General features: G+C 61.5%; 20 protein-coding genes and 1 tRNA gene. 11 read left to right on the forward strand and 10 right to left on the reverse strand.

Translation table 11 applies throughout. The features are described 5' to 3' along the window. Positions 1-72: 72 nt before the first annotated feature. Complete coding sequence (locus ACJJVH_RS12545; RefSeq protein WP_113356263.1) at positions 73-1,527, reverse strand: glutamate synthase subunit beta; 1,455 nt, start codon at positions 1,525-1,527, stop codon at positions 73-75. Between the two features lie 177 nt (positions 1,528-1,704). Next, on the reverse strand, positions 1,705-6,444 hold the full coding sequence (gene gltB, locus ACJJVH_RS12550; RefSeq protein WP_412064073.1) for a glutamate synthase large subunit: 4,740 nt from the start codon (positions 6,442-6,444) through the stop codon (positions 1,705-1,707). Positions 6,445-7,011: 567 nt separating this feature from the next. On the opposite strand from gltB, the gene ACJJVH_RS12555 reads away from it, so the two are divergent. Further along, positions 7,012-8,058, forward strand: coding sequence for a threonine aldolase family protein (locus tag ACJJVH_RS12555; protein WP_112800662.1), 1,047 nt, complete (start codon positions 7,012-7,014; stop codon positions 8,056-8,058). A 64-nt stretch (positions 8,059-8,122) separates the two neighbouring features. On the opposite strand, the gene ACJJVH_RS12560 is transcribed toward ACJJVH_RS12555, so the two are convergent. Both ACJJVH_RS12560 and ACJJVH_RS12565 read right to left on the reverse strand, forming a co-directional pair. Further along, entirely contained in the window at positions 8,123-8,257 is a 135-nt protein-coding gene (locus ACJJVH_RS12560) for a hypothetical protein (protein ID WP_412064074.1), read from the reverse strand. Positions 8,258-8,457: 200 nt separating this feature from the next. Then, complete coding sequence (locus tag ACJJVH_RS12565; protein ID WP_412064075.1) at positions 8,458-9,315, reverse strand: LysR family transcriptional regulator; 858 nt, start codon at positions 9,313-9,315, stop codon at positions 8,458-8,460. A gap of 107 nt (positions 9,316-9,422) precedes the next feature. On the opposite strand from ACJJVH_RS12565, the gene ACJJVH_RS12570 reads away from it, so the two are divergent. Then, on the forward strand, positions 9,423-10,439 hold the full coding sequence (locus tag ACJJVH_RS12570; RefSeq protein WP_112800658.1) for a bile acid:sodium symporter family protein: 1,017 nt from the start codon (positions 9,423-9,425) through the stop codon (positions 10,437-10,439). 111 nt (positions 10,440-10,550) lie between these two features. Here the strand turns inward: ACJJVH_RS12570 and ACJJVH_RS12575 are convergent, their stop codons facing one another. Both ACJJVH_RS12575 and ACJJVH_RS12580 read right to left on the reverse strand, forming a co-directional pair. After that, positions 10,551-11,015 carry an Hsp20 family protein gene (locus ACJJVH_RS12575; RefSeq protein WP_112800656.1) on the reverse strand — a complete coding sequence of 155 codons (465 nt, stop codon included), beginning with the start codon at positions 11,013-11,015 and terminating at the stop codon, positions 10,551-10,553. A gap of 384 nt (positions 11,016-11,399) precedes the next feature. Then, positions 11,400-11,816 (reverse strand): DUF2000 family protein, encoded by a 417-nt coding sequence (locus ACJJVH_RS12580; protein ID WP_412065165.1) that lies wholly within the window; start codon positions 11,814-11,816, stop codon positions 11,400-11,402. Between the two features lie 132 nt (positions 11,817-11,948). On the opposite strand from ACJJVH_RS12580, the gene ACJJVH_RS12585 reads away from it, so the two are divergent. Continuing rightward, positions 11,949-12,428: an Lrp/AsnC family transcriptional regulator gene (locus ACJJVH_RS12585; RefSeq protein WP_113356259.1), complete on the forward strand. Its 480-nt coding sequence runs from the start codon at positions 11,949-11,951 to the stop codon at positions 12,426-12,428. Between the two features lie 133 nt (positions 12,429-12,561). Next, positions 12,562-13,536 carry an alpha/beta hydrolase gene (locus tag ACJJVH_RS12590; RefSeq protein WP_113383670.1) on the forward strand — a complete coding sequence of 325 codons (975 nt, stop codon included), beginning with the start codon at positions 12,562-12,564 and terminating at the stop codon, positions 13,534-13,536. Positions 13,537-13,590: 54 nt separating this feature from the next. Here the strand turns inward: ACJJVH_RS12590 and hisN are convergent, their stop codons facing one another. Together hisN and ACJJVH_RS12600 are read right to left on the reverse strand one after the other, a co-directional pair. Further along, positions 13,591-14,364 (reverse strand): histidinol-phosphatase, encoded by a 774-nt coding sequence (gene hisN, locus ACJJVH_RS12595; protein ID WP_112800648.1) that lies wholly within the window; start codon positions 14,362-14,364, stop codon positions 13,591-13,593. 549 nt (positions 14,365-14,913) lie between these two features. Further along, positions 14,914-15,813: an N-formylglutamate amidohydrolase gene (locus ACJJVH_RS12600; protein WP_412064076.1), complete on the reverse strand. Its 900-nt coding sequence runs from the start codon at positions 15,811-15,813 to the stop codon at positions 14,914-14,916. A gap of 272 nt (positions 15,814-16,085) precedes the next feature. On the opposite strand from ACJJVH_RS12600, the gene cpdR1 reads away from it, so the two are divergent. Both cpdR1 and ACJJVH_RS12610 read left to right on the forward strand, forming a co-directional pair. Further along, positions 16,086-16,448 (forward strand): response regulator CpdR1, encoded by a 363-nt coding sequence (gene cpdR1 / locus ACJJVH_RS12605; RefSeq protein ID WP_004117561.1) that lies wholly within the window; start codon positions 16,086-16,088, stop codon positions 16,446-16,448. Positions 16,449-16,532: 84 nt separating this feature from the next. After that, positions 16,533-16,607, forward strand: a tRNA-Val gene (locus tag ACJJVH_RS12610). A gap of 126 nt (positions 16,608-16,733) precedes the next feature. Here the strand turns inward: ACJJVH_RS12610 and ACJJVH_RS12615 are convergent. Continuing rightward, complete coding sequence (locus ACJJVH_RS12615) at positions 16,734-17,042, reverse strand: hypothetical protein (RefSeq protein ID WP_112800644.1); 309 nt, start codon at positions 17,040-17,042, stop codon at positions 16,734-16,736. A gap of 212 nt (positions 17,043-17,254) precedes the next feature. Here ACJJVH_RS12615 and ACJJVH_RS12620 point away from each other — a divergent pair, with 212 nt between their 5' ends. Further along, positions 17,255-17,497 (forward strand): hypothetical protein, encoded by a 243-nt coding sequence (locus ACJJVH_RS12620; RefSeq protein WP_112800642.1) that lies wholly within the window; start codon positions 17,255-17,257, stop codon positions 17,495-17,497. 170 nt (positions 17,498-17,667) lie between these two features. Then, positions 17,668-18,138, forward strand: coding sequence for a hypothetical protein (locus ACJJVH_RS12625; protein WP_112800640.1), 471 nt, complete (start codon positions 17,668-17,670; stop codon positions 18,136-18,138). 29 nt (positions 18,139-18,167) lie between these two features. Here the strand turns inward: ACJJVH_RS12625 and ACJJVH_RS12630 are convergent, their stop codons facing one another. Continuing rightward, complete coding sequence (locus ACJJVH_RS12630) at positions 18,168-18,419, reverse strand: hypothetical protein (protein WP_412064077.1); 252 nt, start codon at positions 18,417-18,419, stop codon at positions 18,168-18,170. Positions 18,420-18,840: 421 nt separating this feature from the next. Between ACJJVH_RS12630 and ACJJVH_RS12635 the strand changes: the two genes are divergently transcribed. The 3 genes from ACJJVH_RS12635 to ACJJVH_RS12645 all read left to right on the forward strand — a co-directional run bounded on the left by ACJJVH_RS12635 (position 18,841) and on the right by ACJJVH_RS12645 (position 25,160). Beyond that, positions 18,841-19,938 carry a DUF475 domain-containing protein gene (locus ACJJVH_RS12635; RefSeq protein ID WP_412064078.1) on the forward strand — a complete coding sequence of 366 codons (1,098 nt, stop codon included), beginning with the start codon at positions 18,841-18,843 and terminating at the stop codon, positions 19,936-19,938. A gap of 292 nt (positions 19,939-20,230) precedes the next feature. Beyond that, entirely contained in the window at positions 20,231-21,658 is a 1,428-nt protein-coding gene (locus ACJJVH_RS12640) for a mannose-1-phosphate guanylyltransferase/mannose-6-phosphate isomerase (protein ID WP_112800634.1), read from the forward strand. A gap of 181 nt (positions 21,659-21,839) precedes the next feature. After that, positions 21,840-25,160: a DUF2126 domain-containing protein gene (locus ACJJVH_RS12645; RefSeq protein ID WP_412064079.1), complete on the forward strand. Its 3,321-nt coding sequence runs from the start codon at positions 21,840-21,842 to the stop codon at positions 25,158-25,160. Positions 25,161-25,171 lie beyond the last annotated feature (11 nt).

Consider the following 25,171-nt stretch of genomic DNA (forward strand, 5'->3'; position numbering starts at 1 on the left):
CGGGTTCAGTGCGAACCCGGCCTTCGGTCCAATTAGAGCGATTCCGCGGTTCACGGAATCGCTCCATCTCTCTTAGCTCGGCAGAACCGTCGAGCCCATCAGGGCCTCGTCGATGGCGCGGGCAGCCTGGCGGCCCTCGCGGATCGCCCAGACAACCAGGGACTGGCCACGACGAACGTCGCCCGCCGTCCACAGCTTGTCGACCGAAGTCTTGTAGTCCTTGTCGTTGGCAACGACGTTGGTCGAGCCGCGACGGTCGGTGTTCAGCGTCAGCTTACCGTCAAGTTCCTTCAGCACGCTGTCGGTGAACGGGCCGCGGAAGCCGATGGCGATGAAGGCGAGATCGGCGCGGATGACGAATTCCGTTCCGGCGATCGGCTTGCGGCGCTCGTCCACTTCGCAGCACTTGACGCCCGTCAACACGCCGTCTTCACCGAGGAATTCGAGCGTTGCGACCTGGAATTCGCGAACCGCACCTTCGGCCTGCGAGGAGGAGGTACGCATCTTCGTCGCCCAGAAGGGCCATACGGCGAGCTTGTCTTCCTTTTCCGGCGGCTGCGGACGAATGTCGAGCTGCGTAACCTTCACCGCGCCCTGGCGGAAGGCCGTACCGACGCAGTCGGACGCCGTATCGCCACCGCCGACGACGACGATATGCTTGCCGCCGGCCAGGATCGGATCGCCCGGCCAGCCGACGCTGTCGATATTTTCGCGGCCGACGCGACGGTTCTGCTGTACCAGATAGGGCATGGCATCATGAACGCCGGCGAGCGCCGCGCCGGGAATGCCGGCCTCGCGCGGAGTTTCCGAGCCGCCGCAATAGAGCACGGCATCGTAGTCGGCCAGAAGCTGCTCGATCTTGACGTCGACGCCGACATTGACGCCGCAATGGAAGGTGACGCCCTCGCCCTTCATCTGCTCGACGCGGCGGTCGATGAAGTTCTTCTCCATCTTGAAGTCGGGAATGCCGTAGCGCAGCAGGCCGCCCGGCTTGCTTTCGCGCTCGTAGAGATGAACGTCGTGGCCGGCGCGGCCGAGCTGCTGGGCGGCTGCCATGCCGGAAGGGCCGGAACCGATGATCGCAACCTTCTTGCCGGTATGCACGGTTGCCGGCTGCGGTCGAATGAAGCCGAGTTCATAAGCCTTGTCGGCAATCGCCTGCTCCACGGTCTTGATGGCGACCGGCGCGTCTTCCAGGTTCAGCGTGCAGGCTTCCTCGCAAGGGGCGGGGCAGACGCGGCCGGTGAATTCCGGGAAGTTGTTGGTCGAATGCAGGTTGCGGATCGCCTGTTCCCAGTTGTTGTTGTAAACGAGGTCGTTCCAATCGGGGATCTGGTTGTGCACCGGGCAGCCGGTCGGGCCGTGGCAATAGGGAATGCCACAGTCCATGCAGCGGGCCGCCTGTTTCTGCACTTCCGGGTCCGACATGGGGATCGTGAATTCGCGGAAATGCCGGATGCGATCCGACGCCGGCTGATACTTCGCCACCTGCCGGTCGATTTCCAAGAAGCCTGTTACCTTGCCCATGCTTTCGTTTCCTCACTCAAAAAGAGGAGCTCATGGCTCCCGTGCCCGAGGGTCGTCCAAGTTTCCCTGCCCGGCACTTTAATTCAAATCCGATTCCGCTGTTCGACAGTCGCGATCGCCATGACGGCGACCGCAATGCGAGGCGAAATCCTCGACTGGCTTTTGAGCGGGAGCGGATTACTCCGCCGCCACGCTCATCCGGCTGCGCTCCATTTCCTCAAGGGCGCGGCGGTATTCGACCGGCATGACCTTACGGAATTTCGGGCGATAGTCGGCCCAGTGATCGAGGATTTCCCTGGCTCGCGTCGAGCCCGTATAGTGGAAATGGTTCGAAATCAGCTGATAGAGACGCTCTTCGTCATGGCGCGTCATGTCATCCGAGACGTCGACACGCCCCTTGTGCATGATGTCGCCGCCGTGATGATGCAGCTTCTCCAGCAGTTCGTCTTCTTCGGGAACCGGCTCCAGCTCGACCATGGCCATGTTGCAGCGACGGGCGAAATCGCCCTTCTCGTCGAGCACATAGGCCACGCCGCCCGACATGCCGGCCGCGAAGTTGCGCCCGGTTTCGCCGAGCACGACGACGACGCCGCCGGTCATGTACTCGCAGCCATGGTCGCCGACGCCTTCGACGATGGCGATGGCGCCGGAGTTTCTGACGGCGAAGCGTTCGCCCGCGACGCCGCGGAAATAGCATTCGCCCTCGGTTGCGCCGTAAAGCACGGTGTTGCCGACGATGATCGAGTTTTCAGCGACGATCTTCGAATTTTCCGGCGGACGGATGATGATGCGACCGCCCGACAGACCCTTGCCGACATAGTCGTTGCCATCGCCGACAAGGTTGAACGTTACGCCGCGTGCCAGGAAGGCGCCGAAGGACTGACCGGCGGTGCCCCTGAGGGTGATGTTGATCGTGTCGTCCTTCAGACCACGATGGCCGTAGCGCTTGGCAACCGCGCCCGACAGCATGGCGCCGGCCGAACGGTCGACGTTCTTGATGTCGACCTCGAAGGCGACGGGCGTCTTGGAAGAGAGCGCCGGCTCGGCCTTCTCGATCAGCTTGCGGTCGAGAATGTCGTCGATCGGGTGCTTCTGCACGGTCGTCCAGTAGGTCTCCTCCTTCGGAGCATCGACCTTGTGGAAGATACGGCTGAAGTCGAGCCCCCTGGCCTTCCAGTGGGCAAGCATCTCGTCCTTTTCCAGAAGCTCGGAAGCGCCGATGATCTCGTCCAGCTTGGAAACGCCCAGCGAAGCGAGGATCTCGCGCACCTCTTCGGCCACGAAGAAGAAGTAGTTGATGACATGCTCCGGCGCACCCTTGAAGCGCTTGCGCAGCACCGGGTCCTGCGTGGCGACGCCGACCGGACAGGTGTTGAGATGGCACTTGCGCATCATGATGCAGCCCGCCGCGATCAGCGGCGCGGTGGCGAAGCCGAATTCATCGGCACCGAGCAGCGCGCCGATGATGACGTCGCGGCCGGTCTTCAGGCCGCCGTCCACCTGCAGGGCGACGCGCGAACGCAGCCCGTTCAGCACCAGCGTCTGCTGGGTTTCGGCAAGGCCGATTTCCCACGGGCTGCCCGCATGCTTCAGCGAGGTCAGCGGCGAAGCGCCGGTGCCGCCATCATAGCCCGAGACGGTGATGTGGTCGGCGCGCGCCTTGGCGACGCCGGCAGCAACCGTGCCCACGCCGACTTCCGAGACGAGCTTGACCGAAACATCCGAGGTCGGGTTGACGTTCTTCAGGTCGAAGATCAGCTGTGCCAGATCCTCGATCGAGTAGATGTCATGGTGCGGCGGCGGCGAGATCAGGCCGACGCCCGGCGTCGAATGCCGGGTCTTGGCGACCGTCGCGTCGACCTTGTGGCCGGGCAGCTGGCCGCCTTCGCCGGGCTTGGCGCCCTGCGCCACCTTGATCTGCAGCACGTCGGCATTGACCAGATATTCGGTCGTCACGCCGAAGCGGCCGGAGGCGATCTGCTTGATGGCGGAGCGTTCCGGGTTCGGCGAGCCGTCGAAGAGCGGCATGTAGCGATCGGCTTCCTCGCCGCCCTCGCCGGTGTTCGACTTGCCGCCGATCCGGTTCATGGCGATTGCCAGCGTCGTATGCGCCTCGCGGCTGATGGAGCCGAAGGACATGGCGCCCGTCGAGAAACGCTTGACGATATCGGCAGCCGGTTCGACGTCCTCGACCGGGATCGGCTTGCGGCCGAGCGTTTCCGCACCCTTGATGGTGAAGAGACCGCGGATGGTGTTCATCCGGAGCGCCGACTCGTTGACCATTTCGGAAAACTCGCGATAGCGGTCCTCGGCATTGCCGCGCACGGCATGCTGCAGGGCAGCCACGGCATCCGGCGTCCAGGCATGGCTTTCGCCGCGCATGCGGTAGGCGTATTCGCCGCCGATGTCGAGCGTGCTCGCCAGCAACGGATCGCGGCCAAACGCAGACTTGTGGCGGGCGACGGTTTCCTCGGCGATCGTATCGAGGCCGATGCCCTCGATCATCGTCGCGGTGCCGAAGAAATACTTGTCGACCAGTTCCTGCTGCAGGCCGATCGCGTCGAAGATCTGCGCGCCGCAATAGGACTGATAGGTCGAGATGCCCATCTTCGACATGACCTTGAGGATGCCTTTGCCGACCGCCTTGATGTAGCGGTAGACGACTTCGGTCGCATCCACTTCCTTCGGGAATTCGCCGCGCTGATGCATGTCGAGCAGCGTGTCGAAGGCGAGATAGGGGTTGATCGCTTCGGCACCGTAGCCGGCCAGCAGGCAGAAATGATGCACTTCGCGCGGCTCGCCGGTTTCGACGACGAGACCGACCGAGGTGCGCAGGCCCTTGCGGATCAGGTGATGGTGCACGGCAGCCGTCGCCAGCAGCGCCGGGATGGCGATGCGATCCGGTCCGATCTGACGGTCGGAGAGAACGATGATGTTGTAGCCGCCGCGAACGGCTGCCTCCGCCCGCTCGCAGAGACGATCGAGCATTTCGGGCATGCCTTCGGCGCCGCGCTCGACATCATAGGTGAAGTCGAGCGTCTTGGTGTCGAAGCGGTCTTCCGTGTGACCGATCGAGCGGATCTTTTCGAGATCGCCGTTGGTCAGGATCGGCTGGCGCACTTCCAGCCGCTTGGCGTTGGCCATGCCGGTATGGTCGAGCAGGTTCGGACGCGGGCCGATGAAGGAGACGAGGCTCATGACCAGCTCTTCGCGGATCGGATCGATCGGCGGGTTCGTCACCTGCGCGAAGTTCTGCTTGAAGTAGGTGTAGAGCAGCTTCGGCTTGTCGGACATGGCCGAGATCGGCGTATCGGTCCCCATGGAGCCGACGGCTTCCTGCCCCGTCGTCGCCATCGGCGACATCAGGAGCTTGGTGTCTTCGGTCGTGTAGCCGAACGCCTGCTGGCGGTCGAGCAGCGACACGTCGCGCCGCAGCGCGCGAGGCTCCACCGGCTTCAGGTCTTCGAGGATCAGCTGCGTGCGGTTCAGCCAGCTGCGGTAGGGATGCTTGCCGGCAAGCTCGGACTTCACCTCGTCGTCGGAGATGATGCGGCCCTTTTCCATATCGATCAGCAGCATCTTGCCCGGCTGGAGGCGCCACTTCTGGACGATCTTCTCTTCCTCGACCGGCAGAACGCCGGCCTCGGACGCCATGATGATGCGGTCGTCGCTGGTGACGAGATAGCGCGCCGGACGCAGGCCGTTGCGGTCGAGTGTCGCGCCGATCTGCTTGCCGTCGGTAAAGGCGACCGCGGCCGGGCCGTCCCACGGCTCCATCAATGCGGCATGATACTCGTAGAACGCCTTGCGTTCGGCTGCCATCAGTTGGTTGCCGGCCCAGGCTTCGGGGATGAGCATCATCACCGCATGCGCCATGGAATAGCCGCCGCGCACGAGGAATTCGAGCGCGTTGTCGAAACAGGCCGTATCGGACTGCCCTTCGTAGGAGATCGGCCAGAGCTTGGAGATATCCTCGCCGAACAGCGGCGAGGACACCGATGCCTGACGCGCGGCCATCCAGTTGACGTTGCCGCGCAGCGTGTTGATTTCGCCGTTATGGGCGACCATGCGATAGGGGTGCGCCAGCTTCCACGACGGGAAGGTGTTGGTGGAGAAACGCTGGTGCACCAGCGCCACCGCCGTCTCGAAACGCGGATCGGAAAGGTCCTTGTAATAGGCGCCGACCTGATAGGCGAGGAACATGCCCTTGTAGACGATGGTCGAGCTCGACAGCGACACAGGGTAGAAATTGCTCTCTTCGCCTTCGTATTCCGCATAGATGCGGTTGGAGATCACCTTGCGCAGGGTAAAGAGACGGCGCTCGAACTCTTCGTTCGTGCCGGCATCGCGGCCGGCGCCGATGAAGACCTGCACATGATGCGGCTCGGTGGCGGCGATATCGGGCGCCTTCGACAGCGAGGAGTTGTCGACCGGCACGTCACGGAAGCCGAGCAGCACCTGGCCTTCTTCGGCAACGACCTGCTTGATGGCGGTCTTGAAGTGCTCGATCAGCGCCTCGTCGCGCGGCAGGAAGCAGTGACCGACGCCGTATTCGCCCGCCTTCGGCAGGATGACGCCCTGCTTGGCCATTTCTTCGCGGAAGAAACGGTCCGGGATCTGCACGAGAATGCCCGCGCCGTCGCCCATCAGCGGATCCGCGCCGACGGCGCCGCGATGCGTCAGGTTTTCGAGAATGAACAGGCCGTCACGCACGATCTGGTGCGACTTATGACCCTTCATATGCGCGACAAAGCCGACGCCGCAGGCATCGCGTTCGTTGCGCGGATCGTAAAGGCCCTGTTTCGGCGGGAGGCCGCCCAACGTCGAACGATTGGCGCGTTTCGACGTTTTGGCCGGCGCGGCTGCATTGGCGGCAGCGGCCTGGTCAAAACTCGTGAACGTCGTCCTGTTCGTCATGGTCTTCCCTCCGGTAAGGCCCGCGTCGCGGGCGCTCCTTCGTCCCGCGCGGTCCGTTTCCGGGGCCGACACGCGACAGCGCTGTTGCATTGTGAAGATCCGGCCGCGAACCGTGGCCCCGTGAATGGAGCCCGTCGTCAGCGTTCCGCGCCTTGCTATTCCACCGCCGCATCGTCCCCCGCCCGAAAGGCTTGAAAGGACATGCTCGCGATAACTATAGCTCGAAATCCCGACATCGTCAGGACCCCCTGGCGCATCTTCGGCCTCGGCGGCCAAAATAGGACAGCAACCCTGTCCTAATTCATCAGCTCTATGCCAGAAAGCTCACGTCTTCGCAAGAGCAAAACGGCAAAAATTCGTCAACGAAAGACGGAAGATTGCCTTTGTTGCATTAATCGAGCAATAAAGTTTCACCGCAGCGCATCATTTTATTTGTTGATTGCGTACATCAAATTCCGTGATGCATTCTTCAAGTTCATGCGCTTGATAGGTTTTCGCATTGGGGTAATGTCCCGCCGACCCTATTTAAGTCATCCGCAGTTCATTCCCTATAATTGGTGTCATTCTATGTTTTTTGCTTCCGACAACTGGGCTGGCGCCCATTCCAAGATCGCCGAACGTCTGCTTGCCGAGTCCGGCGGCTTCGCCTCCGCCTACGGTACGAGCGAGCTCGACCAGAAGGTCGAAGCCAGATTCAGCGAGGTCTTCGAACATGACGTTGCAGTCTTCTTCGTGGCAACCGGCTCCGCTGCCAATTCTCTCTCACTCGCCAGCGTCCAGAAGCCGGGCGGCATTACATTTTGTCATAGCGAGGCGCATGTCGCCGAAGACGAATGCGGCTCGCCGGACTTCTTCAGCTCTGCACGCCTGGCAACGGTCAAGGGATCGGCCGGCAAGATCGATCCTCAAGCGCTTGCCGCCAAGATCGCCCGCTTCCCGCAGGATGCGGTCCATCATGGCCGCGCTGCCGCCGTGACGATCACCCAGGCGACGGAAATCGGCACGGTCTATTCGCTCGACGAGATCGATGCGATCGCCTCCGTCGCCGGCGCGAACGGCCTGCCGCTGCATATGGATGGCGCGCGCTTCGCCAACGCCCTGGTCACGCTCGGCGCCAGCCCGGCCGAGATGACCTGGAAGCGCGGCGTCGACATCCTCTCCTTCGGCGGCACCAAGAACGGCTGCTGGTGTGCCGAGGCGATCGTCTTCTTCAATCCGGATCAGGCGAAGGAGATGCATTTCATCCGCAAGCGCGCCGCCCAGCTCTTCTCCAAGTCGCGCTTCATCGCCGCCCAGTTCGACGGCTATTTCCAGGATGGCCTCTGGCTCGATCTCGCCCGTCATTCCAATGGCATGGCCGATCGTCTGCGCGCCGGCATCGAGAAGGCTCCGGGCACCCGCCTCGCCTGGCCGACGGTCTCAAACGAGATTTTCGCGATCATACCGAAATCCTCCGCCAAGGCGGCGGAAGACAAGGGCGCGAAGTTCTACGAATGGCCGATCCCGGAATCGCAGCCCGATCTGGTCGGCAACGATGAAACGCTGATCCGCCTCGTCACCAGCTTCGCCACGACCGAAGCCGATGTCGCGAACTTCCTCGCGTGTCTCGCCTGACCGAACGCAAAAGAGCGCCGGAACCGGCTCCAGGCCGGACGGCGCTCGCAATGGCCATAAGATATCAGTTCTGACGGTGGGCGAACATTGCCGAGGTCGACAGATCGCCGTGAGCGAATGCCGGCACACGGTGAACGATCACCGTCATCGCCACGACACAGGCGACAAGTCCGGAAATGAAGATGGCACCATAGGTCATCGGGACGCTTATCCTCTCAGCTCCCATGTCGCCACTTAAGGATAGCGGCAAAAGCTGACTTGAACCTGAACCGCGTGCAATGGCGGTGCGGGACGCGCAAGAGAAGAAAACGCAGCCGGCAAAGAAATGCCGGCAGGAGATCGTTCCTGTCGGCATGATTGAAAACGGCTTTTCGCGATGCCTGACACGCAATTCCGTTGTCAGGTCGGTCTCGGCCCCCTGACCTTTGCCAGAATATCCTCCGAAAGCGCATTTACCAGGAGTTGGTCCGCGCCCTTGCGCGGCACGAGCACGAATTCCACATCCTCGAGCGCGGGCAGCCAACCCGGCGCTATTTCCGTCAATCCGGCGGGCGCCATGCTCCTGGGCTGGACGAGAACGCCCATGCCGGCGCGCGCCGCCGCCGTCAGGCCACTGAGGCTGCCGCAGGTGCAGACGATCCGCCACGGCATCTGCTGCCGGCGCAGTGCTTCCAGCGCAACCGCGCGCGTGACGCTTGGCGTCGGAAAGGCAATCAACGGCAAAGGCACCGCCAGCTTGCGGAGACGGTCCGGATCGCGCGCCAGCCAGACCAGCGGCTCGCGGTAGACAAGCTTGCCCCTGATATCGCCGAGCCGACGCTTCGCCAGCACCAGATCGAGATCGCCATTGTCCTGCATTTCATAAAGCGTGCCGCTGAGCGCCACCGTCAGTTCGAGATCGACGGACGGATGAGAGCGGACGAACTCCTCCAGAACGTCGGGAAGCTGGCTGGTGACGAAATCTTCGGAAACGCCGAGTCGAAGGCTGCCGCGCAGGCTGTTGCCGGCAAAGAGCTGTCGCACCTCCCCTTCGATCGACAGCATCTGGCGCGCATGGCCGAGCAACGCCTCACCATCGCCGGTCAGGACCACGCGATGCGTGTCGCGCGCCAGCAGCCTGCGCCCGAGTTCGGTTTCCAGCCGTTGTATGTGCTGGCTGACCGTCGACTGCCCAAGGCCGAGACGCTCCGCCGCCAGCGTGAAGCTGCCCATCTGCTCGACGGCGACGAAGCTGCGCAACTGCGTAAGATCCAGCATGGCTTATCCTGTATTGCGATAACTGTTATTTCTTGCATCGTGGATCACGATAGGTCTATCTGCAAGGATTAATCCTGTAATTTATAACTGCGATTGGGGTAGGCACGATGCGCCGCTTTCTTCCAGACACCTTCACCATGCTGCTGGTGCTCACCGTTGTAACGGCCTCCTTCTTTCCCGTGCAGGGAGCAAGCGCCAGATATTTCGGCATTGCCACCAATTTTGCCATCGGGCTGCTGTTCTTCCTGCACGGCGCACGCCTGTCGCGCGATGTGGTCATCGCCGGCATGCTGCACTGGCGGCTGCATCTCGTCATTTTGCTGACGACCTTCGGCATCTTCCCGCTGCTGGTGCTGGCCATGGGCCATATCGTCCCGAACAGCATCCTGCCCGTATCGCTCTATACCGGCATGCTTTTTCTGAGCGTGCTGCCCTCGACCGTGCAGTCCTCCATCGCCTTCACCTCCATCGCCGGCGGCAACGTGCCGGCTGCGATCTGCGCCGCCTCCGCCTCGAATATCTTCGGCATGTTTCTGACCCCGCTGCTCGTCGGCATCCTGTTTTCCGTGGGCGGCCAGGGCGGCTTTTCCTGGGACGTCCTGTGGCAGATCATGCTGCAGCTGCTCGCCCCCTTCATCGCCGGTCAGTTGCTGCAGCCATGGATCGGCGACTGGATTCGTTCGAAGAAGAAAATCCTCATGCCGGTCGATCGCGGCTCGATCCTCATGGTCGTCTATTCGGCCTTCAGCGAGGCCGTGGTCGAAGGGCTGTGGCATACCTTCTCGGCGCTCGATATCGCCACCGTCATCATCGCCAATATGGTGCTTCTCGCAACGGTGATCTGCATCACCATGTTCGGCAGCCGTGCGCTCGGCTTTGCCAAGGCCGACGAAATCACCATCACCTTCTGCGGCTCGAAGAAATCGCTCGCGAGCGGCGTGCCGATGGCAAATGTCATCTTCGCCGGTCAAAGCATCGGCGCGATCGTGCTGCCCCTCATGCTGTTCCATCAGATCCAGCTGATGACCTGCGCCGTCCTCGCGCAGAAATACGCCGATGCGGCCAAGCGCCGCGAGGCGGCGAAGGCTGCGGCCAAATCGGGCGAAGCGACCAACGCTGCCTGACGACTGCACGATCCGTCAAAACGAAAACGGCGCCCGGATGGGCGCCGCTTCTGTTTGGATCTTGGGAGGATCGGGGTCGATGGCGATAGGGATCGCCATCGACCGCATCTCTTAGTTAACGTGGGCCTCGATGGCCTTCGGAGTTTCCACCGGCTCGGCCGCGATAGAAATCCGGCGGGGCTTCATGGCTTCGGGAATGTTGCGCAGCAGATCGATGTGCAGCAAACCATTCTTCAGCGAAGCAGCCTGGACCTCGACATGGTCGGCGAGCTGGAAACGACGCTCAAAGGCGCGCTTGGCGATACCGCGATAGAGATACTCGCTGGTTTCAGCCGGCTCCTCGCTCTTTTCGCCCTTGACCTGAAGGACATGGGCGTGCGCCTCGATGCTCAGTTCCTTTTCATCGAAACCGGCAACGGCCATGGTGATGCGATAGGTGTTTTCACCGGTGCGCTCGATGTTGTAGGGCGGATAGGTCTGCGCCTGATCCGGCTGGGCAAGGCTGTCGAGCATGGTGAACAGACGGTCGAAACCGACGGTGGAACGGTAAAGGGGAGAGAAGTCTACGTGACGCATGGAGTCCTCCTGTGAGCGACAATTGCGATTTCAAGCTTTGCCCCATGGCCCCACTCCTGGCGGCCTCGGGACGGGTTCTGCGAGCCCGTTTGGCACCCGCAGAATTCAGATGGGGATCACTTTTCTGGAGTTCAAGACCCCATGCGGTCGCTCGCATTCCGCGGGAATGCATTGCGTGAACCGCAGATGAACGCGCGGTTCGGCACCCGTTCAGGCTGGCGGATCTATCAATAGAGCATCGGAACACCATCGTCCGATGACTGAAGTGTATCGTCCCTTCTTCTTCAGTCCTTGCTCGGCCGGCGAAGCGGATATCTCTATCTCCGCAAGCCGGCCTTTTTTCTCCCCCTCGTTAAGAACAATTCCAAGGAAGAGCCGTTTGCTTCAGCGCAGCAGCTTCAGCGATCCGGTCAGCGATTTCACCCACTTCGAAGGCCCGGCTATGCCCAGGCCGTCGATCGTCTCTCCGGCGAGATCGCGGCTTGGAAACGTCGCCTCGTATTCCCTGTAATCGTGCAGCGACCGGGCAAAGGCGGGAAAGGGTACGATGGCGCGGTCGGCCTGCCGCGGCAATGCCTTCAGCAAGAGCGCCGCCATGGCTTCGGCATTCGCCTGCAGCACCGGAACGGGGAGATTCGAACTGATGTCGATAGTGCGCTCCTCCCTGTCGGTCAATTGCCGTGCCGCCAGCGCAGGAAACCCGGCACCCAACCCGATGGCGATGGCAGCCGCAGTGTTTGCGATCAGCCCAAGCGGCAGGTTCGGATTGACGATGATGGCAAGACGGAAATCTGGAAGCATGAGTACCTGCTGCGGTTTGACGGTGCTTCCCCGCAGCATATCTCCGATATCGCGGATGATCCTGCCTATCATTGCTGTAATTTCCGCAATTATGGTAGGTTCTACCATAATCTTGCATCAGAGAGGTTGGATATGCCGGATACCCTTGAGCCCATCGATCTCAGAATTATGGGCGCGCTCCAGAAGGACGGACGCCTGACGAATCAGGCGCTTTCATCCGAAGTCGGGCTATCGACATCGCCCTGCTGGCGGCGCGTGCGGCAGCTGGAGGAAACGGGCGTCATCCAAGGCTATGCGGCCGCCCTGGACAGGCGCCGGATCGGCCTCGGCGTCCTTGCCTTCATCAGGGTCAAGATCGATAGCCACAGCGAAGCGGAAGCCGAGGAATTCTCGCGCGATGTTCTGAAGCTGAGCGAGGTCGTGGCCTGCTACAGCATCGCCGGCGACGCCGATTTCCTTCTGCAGGTGGTCGCCGCCGATCTCGACAGTTATGCGGATTTCGCCATGGCGGTGGTGCGCCGCCTGCCGCGAATAAAGGAGATGCAGACGACCTTCGTGCTGAAGGAAATCAAACCCTTCAAGGGCTTCCCGCTCGATGTAGGGCGGCAATAGGCAAATTAAGACAGGTTGATCGGCTTCGCGCCTGTGCGCGTCGTGCCGAGAAAAGCCACAAACCTGTTGCAATTCCACAGAGCTGCGCTATCCCCTTGAAACGAGCCATTGGTCAGCGAGGCGCGACACCGTCATGGATTCGGTCCTCTATTCCACAGCAGACAATCCGGTGCCGGACAACCGCACCGAAGGATTCTTCGAGAGCTTCGACGGGCGCAAGCTACGCTATGCCATTTTCCGCTGCGAGCAGCCGGTTGCCAGGGGAACGGTGGTTCTGCTGCAGGGCCGCAACGAGTTCATCGAAAAATATTTCGAGACCATTCGCGATCTGACAGCCAGGGGCCTTTGGGTCGCGACCTTCGATCTTCGCGGCCAGGGCGGATCGGAACGGTTGCTGAAGGACCCGCTGCGCGGCCATATAAGCCGATTTTCCGATTATGAGCGCGACCTGACCGCTTTCCTCGACAAGATCGTCCTGCCGGATACGCGCCTGCCCTTCTTTCTCCTCGCTCATTCGACGGGCGCCCTGATCGCCATATCGGCGGCGCCCGGGCTTGCAACCCGCATCGACCGCATGGTGCTGTCGGCACCTTTCATCGGCCTCACGGGTCATGGGGCCTCGCCGGGCCTTATCCGCTTCGTCTCCGGCACCGTCAGCGGCATCGGCCTTGGCCGGATGCAGTTCAGCAAGAAATTCAGGGAGAGATCCTTTGCCGACAATCCGTTGACGACGGACGAGCAACGCTATCGGCGCAACATCGGCATCGGCACCACTTATCCGCAGCTATGCCTGGGACCGCCGACGGCCCGCTGGCTGTCTCAGGCCCTGCGCGCGATCGAGCGCGTCAACCGGCCGGAACACCTGTTTTCCATTCCAATCCCGACCGTTCTGATCGCACCGACACGGGACGGCGTTGTGCCTTATGCCGATCAGGAGCGGCTGTCCCGCTATTTCCGCGCCGCGCAGCTCGTGCCGATCCACGGCGCCAAGCACGAAATCCTTCAGGAGCGGGATATCTACCGCAATCAGGCCCTTGCCGCCATCCACGCCTTCATCCCCGGCAGCGACACCGAAACCAATGCCTACGAGGTAGAGGCGGAAGCCTGAGACCCAGCCGCTTAGTCTGTCGGTTTTCGCGATTCCGTGAAAGGCGGAACCGATCTAGCGGCAGAGAATGGCCCGAGCCTGCTCGTAGACGGCGCGGCTGCCTGCTGCGATGATCGTTCCGCCCATTTCCGGACGGCCGCCATCCCAGGTGGTCATGATCCCGCCGGCCTGCTCGATGACCGGAATGATGCCGCCGACATCATAGGGCTTCAGCGAATTCTCGATGACGAGATCGACATGGCCGGCCGCAAGCAGCGCATAGGCATAGCAGTCCGTGCCATAGCGGAAGAGCCGGACCTGGCTCTCGATCTCGCGATACCGGGCAAGCTCCTCGCCGACGAAGAGATGCGGCGACGTGGTGAAGAGAATGGCATTCGACAGGCTGCCGCAATCGCGGACCTGCAGCCGCCGTTCGCCGTCGGGGCCGGAATAGGTCGCGCCGTTGCCATCGGCGAAATAGCGTTCGCCGGTGAAGGGCTGGTCGATCAATCCCATGATGGCGCGGCCGTTCTTCTGCAGGCCGATCAGCGTTCCCCATACCGGCACGCCCGAGATGAAGGCGCGCGTGCCGTCGATCGGGTCGATCACCCAGACATGCTCGCGATCGAGTCCGATATTGCCATGCTCCTCGCCCAGAATGCCGTGATCGGGAAATTCGGCTTCGATCAGCGCGCGAATCGCCTCCTCGGCGGCGCGATCCCCTTCCGTCACCGGATCGAAGCCTCTGGCTTCCTTGTTGACCACGTCGACGCCGGCACGGAAGCGCGGCAGGGTTTCGGCCTTGGCCGCCTCGGCCAGACGATAGAAGAACGAACGATCGGGAAGCATGGTCAATCCGAGTGAGTGGCGGGATGAGCGAAGTCATAGCGCATATGAACAGCGAAGCAAACCGGGTGCCGACGCGGCAGGCAAATTGCTTGCCAATCAGGCAGAATTCACGAATCTGCCTAAATATTTTGCAATGCAATAAAATGCTTGACATTTGTGCAGTGCGGTAGCAGTATCCGGCTACAGTCTTTTGACTGTGAATACCCTCCTTGGGTGTTTCCTCCCTAGACTTAACCGCGCCACGAGCGCGGTTCTTTTTAGGTCGGTATTGCTCATTCGAACGCCACGACGAATGCGGAGCAATATCTCGCCCCTGATGGGCGAGAAAACAAATTTCACTGGTTCAGGAATTGCGCGGCCAGGGACCTATATGCGCAATAAGCCTGGCGAAATTTCCAAGCCATTGAAATTGCAAGAGCGGAGGTCAAATTTCCTGTTCTTCTTGTGGGGAGATTCGGCCCGTCGCCACCCACCCCTCTTCTGCAAAATCAGCACTTAACTAAAGCTGGATGCTGATTTTGCTTTCCCGCCCGCCGGGACGAGATATCTCTACTCTGCCGCCAGCGCCGGATCGCCGGTGTAGGATTCCACATGCTCGGCCATGCGCTTCATGAAAAGCGTGATAGCAGCCGCGACCTCATCGAAATCCGGGCGTTTCTCAAGCGTCGTCTCGTCGACATAAAGCGAGCGGTTGACCTCAATCTGGAGCGCGTGCAGCCCGCGGGAGGGACGACCGTAGTGCTCGGTGATGAAGCCGCCGGCATAGGGCTTGTTGCGCACGGCGTTGAAACCCAGTTCCTCGAGGATCTGCATGGCGGCGCGCGAAAGCTCGGCCGAGGCACTGGTGCCGTAGCGATCGCCGAGGATGAAATCCGGCCGCATGTTGCTGCCGGCGATGCGGATATTGCCCGGCATGGAATGACAATCGACCAGCACGCCAAAGCCGAACTTGACATGGGTGCGCGCGATCAGCCGCCGCAGCGTGGCGTGATAGGGTTTGTAGATCGTCTCGATGCGCTTCAACGCATCCTCAACCGGCACGCGGCGCGCGTAGATCTCCATGTTCTCGGCGACGATTCGCGGGATGGTGCCGAGCCCGCCGGCCACGCGCAGCGAATTGATATTCGCGTAGGACGGCAACGCGCCGTCGAACATCCGCGGATCGAGCTCATACGGCTCGCGATTGACGTCGATGTAGGCGCGCGGAAAATTGGCAAGCAGCAATGGGGCGCCAAGCGAGCTCGCCGCCGAAAAAAGCTCATCGACGTAGTGATCTTCCGAGCGGCGGATGGCGATGCCCTGCAGGCGGGACTGCGCGATGAAATCGGGGGGATAGATGCGACCGCTGTGCGGCGAGCTGTAGACAAACGGTATCGTCTGGGAGACGGGCTCCAATACCTCGAAAATCTCGAAACTGCGCATTTCCGCGGACATCAACGTCTTTACCATGTCAACAACTTGTCGCAGTAATCATGTTGCCAGTTGCATGACCGCAAGTCCATAGTAACTTGACCGAATTGGCCTTAATCCAAAGCGCCGTATTCGAAATCTCCGGATGCCCGGCCGGCGGAAGCGCAAGGCGTTTTCGTGGAATGTACCCATGCTTCGAACAAATGCTGGAATGGCGTGTTTTGGCTGACCATTCACGGCTTGTTTACGGCGTGGCGCTAACCTAAACGCTGGACGAGTCCACCAAGACAAAGTTGATTAGCGAAAAGATGATGACCCAGAAGATACTTCTTGCCGAAGATGACAACGACATGCGTCGCTTTCTTGTGAAGGCGCTCGAAAAAGCCGGCTACAAGGTCTTGTCCTTTGACAATGGAGCAAGCGCTTACGACCGGCTGCGCGAAGAGCCGTTCTCGCTGCTTTTGACGGACATCGTCATGCCGGAGATGGACGGCATCGAACTGGCGCGCCGCGCCACCGAGCTCGATCCGGACCTCAAGGTGATGTTCATCACCGGCTTTGCCGCCGTTGCACTCAACCCTGATTCGAAGGCGCCGAAGGATGCGAAGGTCCTTTCCAAGCCTTTCCACCTGCGCGAACTCGTTGACGAGGTCAACAAACTCCTTGCCGCGTAAGGCTTTCGGCGGCCACGTCACAAAACCGAAAAAAAGCCTATTGACGGCAACCAAGGTTTTGTGATCTATGCGCCGCCATCGGATGGGCGTGTAGCTCAGCGGGAGAGCACTACGTTGACATCGTAGGGGTCACAGGTTCAATCCCTGTCACGCCCACCATCCTAATTCGCTGAAAAGCAAGGCCTTTCGAGAAATCGAAAGGCCTTTTTAGTGTCACGCTTTCAAATTGGCCTTGGACTGATTGGGGCTAAAAACTTCCCGGGAACCAAGGCGAATTTCGAGCGATCAGCGATCCAGAAAATTCCGGAAGACCGCCGTCGTCGGATAGGCGTAAGCGCCGCGATCGACAAAGCCGTGGCGGTAGAGGCAAGCCCTCAGCGCCAGCCCGTAGAGCGTGCTGTTAGGGTCCGGCGATCCCCGGTGCCAGGAATAGGCCTCGGGCTCGCAATAATTGAGAGCCCTGTCGTATTTCGCCAGCACCACCGGATCGCTGTCGGCACGAATGCCGTGATAGGTCTGATAATTCGAAGGCGCCTCGCCGGCGGAGACGCATGCCAGGCTCAAAATCGCGCCTAGCGCTAACATCATTCTCATGTGCTTCGATCTCCAACTTGCCGCGTCTCGAAAATTCGAGCGCAGGTCGAGAATAATCACCTTTTGGACGATAGCCAATCACATGCTGATGTTCGGGTCGGTTGCGAGCCACGCGACGCCTGCGACACAAGTTCCCGCGACAAGCCGCTTGACTTCCGGCCACGCCGTCATCCTACTGTCACATCAGCGCATCGATCATACGGGAGGACGAGATGACGGTGATGAAGCGGCAGTTCTACAGGAACCATAAGCCTAATGGCGACGAGTACATGTTCCACCTCGCCCGAGACACCGAAAGCGGCGAGGTGTTCGTGATTCGCCAGGCGGATTATGTCGTCGACGGCGGCAGCGAGAAAACCATGACGCTCTACGAGTTCCTGGCCGGCGGCGGCGACCGCCAGAACGCCCTGTTGCAACTGATCGGCTCTCTCGTCCCGGAAACCGCGCAGCACTGAAGCATCCCGCACGCCAGCGCGCGGCGACCCCCGCGACAACGCACGACAACAGCCCGAGGCGCGGCAAGCGAACCTCAAAAGATCGCGATGCGCCTCAGGCTTGCTACGGTTCGGGTTGACTGCCACATTTTGATCGGCGAATCTGCGTGGGCTTGAAAGGAGCCCTTCTTATGCGATTCGCAGGCATTGCTTTTGGATTGACTGTCCTGGCCGCCACGTCGGCCGGCGCGGTGGAAAATTTTCCGTCGAAAGGCGTCACCGTCGTCACTGGAAAATGTTCCAGGCTCGTGGTCGGCAAGCTCGATGCCACCAAGGGGTGCAAGGCCGAGATCGCCAGCGTGACGACCCCAGACGGCACGGTGACTTTCATCTTCACCTCCGGCGGCAAGATGCTCGGCTTCCAGGGCAACGGCAAGGGCATCAAGCCGGGCAGCCAGAAGGGAACCGCGCAGTTGCCGATCGACGTTATCTCGACGGGTGCCGGCAACAAGATGTCGGGGCAGGTGGAAGCAAAAGGCACCTGCACGTTCGCCAACCCTTATGCGGGCAAGCCGGTCGCCGTCGAATGCTCCGCAAAATCGACGGAAATGAGCTTCAACGGCAGCTTCACGTCCGACGGCAAGACGCCTCGGCACAAGTGATCGTGCTTGCCGAATGACGCCCGGCCGGCTCAGTGCCGCGGGCCGCTCTTTCGCTTATGGCCATGGTTGGCGTCGGCCGGCGCTTCGCGCGACAGGTCCGCGCCGTTGACGTGAGCCGGGACGTGAACGTCCTCGTGCGTCGCGGGATGCAGCGTCAGGTCGACCTGGTGCGGCGGCAGCACCTGCGCTTGACGCAGCGTATTCGGCCGCGCCTTCTTCTGCCGTTCCGTCAGTTCCGGCTTCTGCTCTCGTATCTTTCGGTCAATGGGATTCGGGCTCATGGGAGCTGCTCCTGTCTGTCGTTGTTGTCGAGACGATAAATCCCCGCTGGGGATGCGCCTGGCAGGCGGCACAAACGGGCCTTATGGTCAAACGCGGCCTTTTCTATTTGGTTCCCGGAATTTTCAATTATCTCAGGCGGCCGTTGCGGCCGCCATTTCAACCCTTGACCTGCGCCGCGACTTCACTAACTATGATCTACCTCCCCGCCTCATCTGACATCGGCGATGGAGCGAACTATGGTGCCGGGCCCCTCTGGCGAGAGTTTTCACGGCGCTCTCGCGATGTCGGTACCGCCTGCAGATGAGCCGGCGGATTCTTTCTCATGAACAGCTTGACCATGCCTCGCCCGCATGCCGTCTTCGGCATGTGCCGGCGCGCTCGCCACGAACAGCGTCAATTGCTTTGCGGCGAGGTGCGCCCATGACGCCGCACGCCGCCTCCAAATCCATGCTCGGCTATTTCGGCTGGGCTTTCGCCGTCACCGTCGGCGGCCTTGCTCTCGGTGCGTTTCTGGGCTGGAACGCGACCGGCACCGTCGGCGGCCTCGCCACGGCCTTTTTCATCTGTGCGGTCCTGGCCGTGCTGGAGATTTCACTCTCTTTCGACAACGCCATCGTCAACGCCAACAAGCTCAAGGAAATGACCCCGGTCTGGCAGCACCGCTTCCTGACATGGGGCATCATCATCGCCGTCTTCGGGATGCGCATCGTCTTCCCGCTGATGATCGTCGCCATCGCCGCCTGGATCAACCCCTGGGAAGCGCTGAAGCTTGCCGCCGCGCGGCCGGAGCAATATGCGCAGATCATGCATGCCGCCCATCTGCCGATCGCCGCTTTCGGTGGCACCTTCCTGATGATGGTCGGACTGACCTATTTCTTCAATCACGAGAAGGATGTGCACTGGATCGGGTTCCTCGAGAGGCGGATGGCGCATTTCGCCACGATCAAGGGTGTGGAAATCGCCTTCGTGCTGATCCTGGTCCTCGTCTTCAGCTCCCTGCTCGACGGCGATGATTCGACGACCTTCCTGCACGCTTCCATCTACGGTCTGCTGACCTTCCTGCTGGTCGAAGTTCTGGCCGGGTTTCTGGACGCGTCTCAAAAGACGATGAGCGCTGCGGCAAAGGGTGGTTTCGGCGCCTTTCTCTATCTCGAAATCCTCGATGCCAGCTTCTCTTTCGACGGCGTTATCGGCGCTTTCGCCCTTACTCAAAATCTCTTCATCATCGCCATAGGCCTCGGCATCGGCGCCATGTACGTCCGCTCCATGACGATCATGCTGGTGGAGAAGGGCACGCTCGCCCATTACCGCTACCTCGAACACGGCGCCTTCTACGCCATATTGATCCTGTCGATGATCATGTACGTGCAGACGCTGACGCACATTCCGGAAGTCATTACCGGCCTCGGCGGCGCGGCCCTGATCGGCATCTCCCTATGGTCGTCGATCCGTTACAACAGGCGCAACGGCCTCGCTCCTGCATCAGTGAACGAAGAACAGGACAGGGCAGAGGCGTAGACAGGAAGAGCGCTGAAGCCTGCTGTTTACGAGCTGGCAATGATGCACCTACGGCAAAGGTCGCATCTCGACGGCTTCCGCCTTTTCATTCAGGATAGCACCTTGAGCGGCTTTTCATTGGAGTTTGCGGGTTAAGATCGCCGAATGTTTACGTTGCCGGCATATTAGCGCTGGCGTTTTGCGTAAAAATATCGCAATGGCGATTGACGTTGTCGAAGGAGCATGACGGAAAGCGCAACGGCTGCGCGTTCGGGTGTCGGCTCTCGATTAAAGTGTCTAGGAGAGGCAGAGTATGGCAGCAAAGATCGTTCCGGTGATCATGGCAGGGGGCAAGGGTACGCGGCTGTGGCCGCTGTCGCGTGCTTCTGCCCCGAAGCAGTTCATTCAGTTCATCGGTGACAGGACATTGTTTCAGAACACGCTGGAGCGTGTGGCCGATCCGGAACTCTACGAAGCACCGATCGTGCTGACCAACGAGGAATTCCGCTTCCTCGTCGCAGAGCAGGCTCGCGAGCTCGACCTGAAGCTTGCCGCCGTGCTGCTGGAGCCGATCGCCCGTAACACCGCCGCCGCCGTCGCCGCCGCCGCCGTGCTCGTCACTGAGCTCTTCGGCAATGACGCGATCATGCACGTCCTCGGCTCCGACTACGAAATCGACGCCAGCGCGACCTATTACGATTGCGTGCGCCTGGCACGCGACACGGCGCTCCAGGGCAAGCTCGTCACCTTCGGCATCAAGCCGACGGAGCCCGCAACCGGCTACGGCTATATCGAAAGCGGCAAGGCGTTGCCGACCGGCGCTCACGCCGTCAAGCGCTTCGTCGAGAAGCCTGCCCTGGAAAAGGCCCAGGAGATGGTGGCCAGCGGCCATTTCTACTGGAATTCCGGCATGTTCATGTTCTCGGCAAGCCAGCTTCTCTCCGAGATGAAGGAATTTGCGCCGGATGTCGAAAAGGCGGCCGGCAAGGCGGTCTCCAAATCGACGCGCGATCTCGATTTCACCCGCCTCGATGCCGATGCCTTTTCCAAGAGCCCGGACATTTCCATCGACTACGCCCTGATGGAGAAGACGGCGAATGCCGCCGTCGTTCCCTCCCCCTTCACCTGGTCCGACCTCGGCAGCTGGGATGCGGTCTGGAAAGTCGGCAAGCGCGACGAAAGCGGCAACGTCTCCGCCGGCTCGGCGACGCTGGTCAACACGAAGAACTCCCTCGTGATGAGCCATAGCCTCCACGTCGCCGTTCAGGGGCTTGAGGACGTCGCCGTCATCGCCAGCGAGGATGCCGTCTACGTCGGCCCCTTGAAGGAAAGCCAGGAAGTCGGCAAGCTGGTCAAGCTGCTGGCGAGCCAGAAGGCGACGGCCAAGCTCACCGAAACGCATCCGACATCTTACCGCCCCTGGGGCGGCTATACATCGGTGCTGAACGGCGAACGCTTCCAGGTCAAGCGCATCTTCGTGCTGCCCGGCAAGAAGCTGTCGCTGCAGAAACATCATCATCGCTCCGAACACTGGATCGTCGTCAAGGGCACGGCCGAGGTGACGGTTGGCGAGAACGTGCAGATGCTGCGCGAGAACGAGTCGGTCTACATCCCGCTCGGCGAGGTGCACCGCCTCTCCAATCCGGGCAAGATCCTGCTGGAACTGATCGAAGTGCAGACGGGGTCCTACCTCGGCGAGGACGATATCATCCGTCTCGTCGACGAGTTCGGCAGAAGCTGAGCGGAAGTAATGCAATAGAGTTTTCAGAACGGCGGGCACAACCCGCCGTTTTTGTTTCGGCAATACATGGCAGGAGATGACGAAGCAAAGAGAGACGCCTTGCTTTCTTTCGCTGCATTGCACACACTGCCCGTGGGAACAGCAATCACCGCACAACGATGCGGGCAAGGCGAAGAGACATATGGCGATCAAGGCGAGCATCTATCATCTCACCCATTACAGGTACGACAACCCGGTCCGCCTCGGCCCCCAGATCATCCGCCTCAAACCCGCCTCGCATTCCAAGACCCGCGTGCTCAGCCACGCGCTGAAGGTGACGCCGCCAAATCACTTCGTGAACCTGCAACAGGATCCCTACGGCAACTATCTCGCCCGGTTCGTCTTTCCCGATCCGGTGAGTGAGCTGAAGATCGAGGTCGATCTCGTTGCCGACATGACGGTCTACAACCCCTTCGATTTCTTCGTCGAGGAGGAGGCCACCCAATGGCCTTTCGCATATCCCGAGGCGATCCGAAAGGATTTGTCGATCTACACGATGCCGGAAGAAACCGGCCCCCGGCTGAAAGCCTTCCTCGAAACGCTCGACCGCTCCGAACAGCCGACCGTCGACATGATCGTCGGCATCAATGCGCGGCTGCAGCAGGAGATCGGCTACGTCATCCGCATGGAAGCCGGCGTCCAGACCCCGGAGGAAACTCTGGAAAGAGCCAGAGGCTCCTGCCGCGACACGAGCTGGCTGCTGGTCCAGATTCTCCGTCATCTCGGCCTCGCCGCCCGCTTCGTGTCCGGTTATCTCATCCAGCTTACGCCGGACCTGAAGGCACTCGACGGTCCTTCCGGCACCGAAGTCGATTTCACCGATCTGCATGCCTGGGCCGAGGTCTATCTTCCCGGCGCCGGCTGGGTCGGCCTCGACCCCACCTCGGGACTGCTCACCGGTGAAAGCCACATTCCGCTTGCCGCCACGCCGCATTATCGCAATGCAGCCCCGATTTCCGGCGGCTATTTCGGCGAAGCCAGGACCGAATTCGACTTCGCGATGACAGTCACCCGCGTCGCGGAGCACCCGCGCATCACCAAGCCTTTTTCCGACGAAAGCTGGGATGCCCTCAACGCGCTCGGCGAAGAGGTCGATCGCGTCCTGCAAGCCGAAGACGTGCGCCTGACGATGGGCGGCGAGCCGACCTTCGTCTCGATCGACGATTTTCAATCGGAGGAATGGAACACGGCCGCCGTCGGTCCGACCAAGCGCGACATGGCCGATCAGTTGATCCGCCGCCTGCGCGATCGCTTCGCGCCCGGTGGGTTCCTGCATTATGGCCAGGGAAAATGGTATCCGGGCGAAAGCCTGCCACGCTGGACCTTTTCGCTTTATTGGCGCAAGGACGGACAGCCCGTCTGGCAAAACCCCGCTCTGATCGCCGAAGAAACGGCAAAGACCGGCGCGAATGCCGAGGATGCGGAAAGGCTTCTGACCGCGATCGCCAGGGAATTGGCGATCGAGCCCGACATGGTGCAGCCGGCCTACGAGGATCCGGCCGAATGGATCGTCAAGGAAGGCAGCCTCCCCGAAAACGTCGACCCGTCCAATTCCAAACTCAAGGACCCGGAGGAGCGCAGCCGCATCGCCCGCGTTTTCGAGCGCGGCCTGACGACGCCGACCGGCTACATATTGCCCATCCAGGCATGGAACGCCCGTGCCGGCCGCTCGCGCTGGGTCAGCGAGAAGTGGCGCACGCGCCGAGGCAGGATTTTCCTCGTGCCGGGCGATTCGCCGGTCGGCTACCGCCTGCCGCTCGGCACCCTGCCCTATGTGCCGCCGTCACAGTATCCCTATATCCACACCGCCGACCCCACCATTCCGCGCACGCCCCTGCCAGATGTCATCGTGCCGGCCGGCCGCGCCATGCCGGAAGCCTCGTTCCAGGCGGGCGAAAGCGCGCAAGCGCGCGTCGAGCAGACGCTGGGTGAAATCGGCGGCGCCGTGCGCACGGCAATCTCGGTCGAGCCGCGTGACGGCCGGCTTTGCGTCTTCATGCCGCCGGTCGAGCAGATCGAACACTATCTCGAACTGCTGGCGGCAGCGGAGAATGCTGCAGCCGAACTCGGGCTACCGGTGCATATCGAGGGCTATTCGCCGCCGCAGGACGAACGCATCAATGTCATCCGCGTCGCGCCGGATCCCGGCGTGATCGAGGTCAACATCCATCCCGCATCGAGCTGGCAGGACTGCGTCGACATCACGACGGCCGTTTACGAAGAGGCGCGGCAGACGCGGCTCGGCACCGACAAGTTCCTGATCGACGGCCGCCACACCGGCACCGGCGGCGGCAACCACGTCGTCGTCGGCGGGGCCAGCCCGAACGACAGCCCGTTCCTGCGCCGTCCCGATCTGCTGAAGAGCCTGGTGCTGCACTGGCAGCGCCACCCTTCTCTCTCCTACCTCTTCTCCGGCCTGTTCATCGGCCCGACCAGCCAGGCGCCACGCATCGACGAAGCCCGTCATGACAGCCTCTACGAGCTGGAAATCGCCATTGCCCAGGTGCCGGTTCCCGGCCGGGGGCAGCAGCCGCTTCCATGGCTGGTGGATCGCCTCTTCCGCAATCTCCTGACCGACGTCACCGGCAACACGCACCGATCGGAAATCTGCATCGACAAGCTGTTTTCGCCGGATGGTCCGACAGGGCGCCTCGGCCTGGTCGAATTCCGCGGCTTCGAAATGCCGCCGAATGCCCGCATGAGCCTGGCGCAGCAATTGCTGGTGCGCGCGCTGATCGCCCGCTTCTGGCGCAATCCCATCGATGGCGGGTTCGTGCGCTGGGGCACGACGCTGCACGATCGCTTCATGCTGCCGCATTATATCTGGCAGGATTTCCTCGGCGTGCTTGCCGATCTCAGGGAGAACGGCTTCGACCTGCGGCCGGAATGGTTCCAGGCGCAGCTCGAATTCCGCTTCCCCTTCTGCGGCGAGGTGGAGTACGAGGGCGGCAAGCTGGAGCTGCGCCAGGCGCTGGAGCCGTGGCATGTGCTCGGCGAAGAAGGCGCGATCGGCGGCACCGTGCGCTACGTCGATTCGTCGGTGGAGCGGCTGCAGGTGCGGTTCGAAACGGCCAATCCGGCGCGCTATAAGGTTGCCTGCAACGGCCGTCCCGTGCCGCTGACGCCGACGGGGCTGTCGGGCGTTTCGGTCGCCGGCGTGCGCTACAAGGCATGGCATCCGGCCTCGGGCCTGCATCCCGTCCTTCCCGTCGATGCGCCGCTGACCTTCGATGTCTACGATACGTGGTCGCAGCGTTCGATCGGCGGCTGCATCTACCATGTCGCCCATCCCGGCGGCCGCAACTATGACACCTTTCCGGTCAACGGCAACGAGGCGGAAGCGCGACGTCTTGCGCGATTCGAACCTTGGGGGCATACAGCAGGTGGCTATGTCCTGAGACCGGAGACTGCATCGGCGGAATTTCCGCTGACGCTCGACCTCAGGCGGCCGGCAGGAATTTGAGACGGAACTGT

The organism is Rhizobium sp. SYY.PMSO (assembly GCF_046840415.1).
Taxonomy (GTDB): domain Bacteria; phylum Pseudomonadota; class Alphaproteobacteria; order Rhizobiales; family Rhizobiaceae; genus Rhizobium.